3 protein-coding genes are annotated in these 3,375 nt (G+C 71.8%); all 3 read right to left on the bottom strand.

Translation table 11 applies throughout. From position 1 onward, the window contains the following. Positions 1 to 120: 120 nt before the first annotated feature. The gene (folE, locus tag FKV25_RS03150; protein ID WP_141517344.1) at positions 121 to 711 is read right to left on the bottom strand and encodes a GTP cyclohydrolase I FolE; all 591 of its coding nucleotides are present in this window, start codon (positions 709 to 711) and stop codon (positions 121 to 123) included. Positions 712 to 997: 286 nt separating this feature from the next. Then, complete coding sequence (locus FKV25_RS03145; RefSeq protein WP_141517343.1) at positions 998 to 2,704, bottom strand: sensor domain-containing diguanylate cyclase; 1,707 nt, start codon at positions 2,702 to 2,704, stop codon at positions 998 to 1,000. Positions 2,705 to 2,783: 79 nt separating this feature from the next. Further along, positions 2,784 to 3,375: TolC family protein (locus FKV25_RS03140; RefSeq protein ID WP_141517342.1), on the bottom strand; the 592-nt coding region annotated here is incomplete at its 5' end.

Raw genomic sequence — 3,375 nt, 5'->3', positions numbered from 1 at the left:
TCCACACCGCACGCGGCGGCGTGTTGCGCCTGGCACCGCACCTGGACGTGGACGAGGCAGCGCTGGCCGCGGTGGCGGCCCTGCTGGCGCGCGCCGTCGGCTGACGGCCCGCCTCCGGCCTCAGCGGCCGGGACCGACGTCGATGAACTGCAGGAATTCGGCGCGGGTGCGCGCGTCGTCGCGGAAGCTGCCGAGCATCTTGGAGGTGATCATGCTGACGCCGCGCTTGTGCACGCCGCGCGTGGTCATGCACTCGTGCGCGCCGACGATCACCACGCCCACGCCGCGCGGCTGCAGGACGTCCTGGATGACCTGGGCGATCTGCGCGGTCATCTTTTCCTGCACCTGAAGGCGCCGGGCGAAGCTCTCCACCACCCGCGCGAGCTTGCTGATGCCGACCACCTTGCCGTCGGGCAGGTAGCCCACGTGCGCCTTTCCGATGATCGGTGCCATGTGGTGCTCGCAATGACTCTCGAACTCGATGTCGCGCAGCACGATCATCTCGTCGTAGCCCTCGACCTCCTCGAACGTGCGCTTGAGGTACTCCGCCGGGTCGGTCTCGTAGCCGCTGAACCAGTCGCTGTACGCCTTGACCACGCGCTTGGGGGTGTCGGCCAGGCCTTCGCGGCCCGGGTCGTCGCCCGCCCAGCTGAGCAGGGTGCGCACGGCCGCCTCGGCCTGTTCACGGGTGGGTTTGCGGGAGTCGGCCATGACGTGGGTCAACGGTGGGGGACAGGCATCCTACTCCAGACCGCGCGGGCGGCAGAAATCCGGCGTCACCCGGGCCAGGGCGGAGGTCGCGCGGCAAGCGCCGGCACGAAGAAAAGCGGAGCCGCAAGGCGGCCCCGGCAATGGGGTTTCATTCGTTGTCATCGCACACGTTCGGCGGTGTGCTGCGGCGAACCTACGCCCCCCGGCGCGACGTCGCAATGACGGTCGACACCTTCGCCCCTCTTCGTTCAGCGGGGGTTCCGGCGCTCGCGACGGCATGCGCGACTCAGCCAGGCGTCGCCGAGGCCCCGCGGCGGCGGCGCGCGCGCACTGCGTTGGTGTCGGCGGCCAGTCCCACGCTGCTGTGGCCGGCGATGCGCGCGCTCTGCATCGCCGCCTCGGCGCGTGCGATGAATGCGTCCACGCTCTCGCCCCGGATCGACATCGCCAGGCCGATGCTGATGCTGACGGGAACGTCGACGCCATCGACCGAAAAGGCGCGCCGCTGGAACCCCTCGACCAGCCGGTGGGCCAACTGTTCGCAGTCGTCGCGGTGGCATTCGCTCACCACGGCGAACATGTCCGACTCCATGCGAGCGACCGTGTCGTCGGGCCGGACCAGTCCGCGGATGCGCGCCAGTACCTGCTGCATGACGGTATCGCCGACCAGGTAGCCGTGCTTCTGGTTGACCTCCGAGAAGTCGTCCAGGTCGATGAGCAGCACGCCGTAGTCGCTGGCGCCGAGGTGGCCGATCTGGCCCCAGGCGGCCAGCATCTCGGTGATCGCGTTGCGGTTCAACGCCCCGGTCAACGGGTCGCGTTCGATCGATTGGCGTGCGAGCAGGGCGACGCGGTGGCGGTTGGCGGCATGCTGGCTGAGCGCCAGCGCGAGGACCGCCGACTGCAGCACCGCCGCCAGCGGCAGCAGGCGCTGGGCCCAGGGCAGGTCGACCAGGCCGAACTGGTGGCAGACCAGCATCAGCACCACGCTCAGCAGCGGCGTCCAGCCGATCAGGAAATAGCCGGCCAGCGCCGCGCCCTTCTGCCAGGCCTGGACCGCGATCACCACCGCGAAGGGCAGCACCAGCAGCAACAGGCCGTTGGAGGCCAGGTAGAACCAGCCGTAGACGTGCTCGCGGCCGACCAGCAGGACCGCGAGCAGGGCGAAATGCAGCCACACGCCCACGTGCAGGACCTTCGCCCGGCGCGGCATCAGGCGATCCAGCTCCAGGAAACGGATCGTGAAGATGAGTTGCAGGGCCACGGCCAGGGTCGCCAGCGCATAGCGCCCCAGCGCGCCGCTGGCGTCGAGCAGGGCGAGCACGCGGATCTCGCTCGCGTCGCCCGACAACAGCATCGCGTAGGCCGCGATGGCCACCAGATAGGCGGCGTAGCTCATGTAGAGCAGGTCGCGGAAGGCCACCCACAGCCCGACCATGAAGATCGCCATCAGCATCAGGGTGGTGAACACCGCGCTGGAGACCCGTGCCTGCTGGCGCTCGGCGAGGATCACCCGGTCCACGTCCATCAGCGCCAGGGTAAGCGGTTGGCTGGAGGTGCCGTTGACGCGCAGGTAGGCCACGCTCGCCGGCGGCCAGCCCTCGGGCAGGGGCAGGTGCCAGCCGCGGCGCAGGAGGTGGCTCTCGGCACCCTCGCCCTGCTCGACCAGCACCGGCTCGGCGGCCGGCGGATAGAACGTCACCGGCCCCAGGCTGCGCGGGCCGTCCAGTACCAGGGCCAGCGGCCGGTCGGCGGGGATCGGGATGTCGGTCGTCAGGCGCAGCCAGTAGCCGGTCTGGCGACGCTGCAGCGGCAAGCGGACCGCCTCGCCCGGGGCGGGGGCGACCAGGCGCCGTTGCACCGGCGCCACCGCGGGCGGCGTTCGCAGCTCCTGCTCGGTATGCAGCAGCTCGACCTTGAGCGCCTGCGCGGGGGCCATCGCCGGCCACGCGCATCCGACCAGGGCCAGCAGCAGGGCCAGCGCGATCCGCATCCAGAAAGCCTCCTTCCGAAGGCCCAGAGTCTAGGCGCTGGCGGGCCGCGACGATAGGGCGGCCCGCCCCTCCCGGACCTCAGCGGCCGGCCACGGCCTCCCGTGCCGGCAGGCGCGAGGGCCAGCCTCCGGCCAGGGCGCGGTAGACGCCCACCGCCCCGCCGACGCTGCGGGTGCGCACGTCGGCCAGCGCGTCCTCGGCCTGCAGCCGGCTGCGTTCGGCGTCGAGCACCTCGAACAGGTCGGCGGCACCGGCGTCGAAGCGCACGCGCGCCAGTTCCGCGGCGCGGGCGCTGTCGGCGGCCGCCTGCGTGAGGTGGGCGTCTTCGTCGCGCGCGCGGGCATAGCGCACCAGTGCGTTCTCGGTATCTTCCAGCGCACGCAGCACGGTCTGCTGGTAGCGCGCCAGCTCGCCTTCGGCATCGGCATCGGCGGCGGCGATGCGGGCCCGCACGCGGCCGACGTCGAGGAAGGACCAGTCGATGCCCAGCGCGACCAGGCGGGTCTCGCTCGCGCGCTCGAACAGGGCGCTGCTGTCGATCGCCTGGCTGCCGATCAGGCCGCCGAGGGTGAAGCGCGGGAACAGGTCGGCGGTGGCCACCCCGATGCGCGCCGTGGCCGCGTGCAGGCGCTGCTCGGCCGCGCGCACGTCCGGTCGGCGCCGCACCAGC

Source organism: Marilutibacter aestuarii, assembly GCF_006546775.1.
Classification (GTDB): domain Bacteria; phylum Pseudomonadota; class Gammaproteobacteria; order Xanthomonadales; family Xanthomonadaceae; genus Marilutibacter; species Marilutibacter aestuarii.
The sequence above is the reverse complement of the archived record's forward strand: the minus strand, read 5'-3'. Positions and strand labels throughout refer to the sequence as shown.

Coding starts and splice junctions, on each gene's coding strand:
- folE (WP_141517344.1), bottom strand. CDS start 711: ATGGCCGACTCCCGCAAACCCACCCGTGAACAGGCCGAGGCGGCCGTG.
- FKV25_RS03145 (WP_141517343.1), bottom strand. CDS start 2,704: ATGCGGATCGCGCTGGCCCTGCTGCTGGCCCTGGTCGGATGCGCGTGG.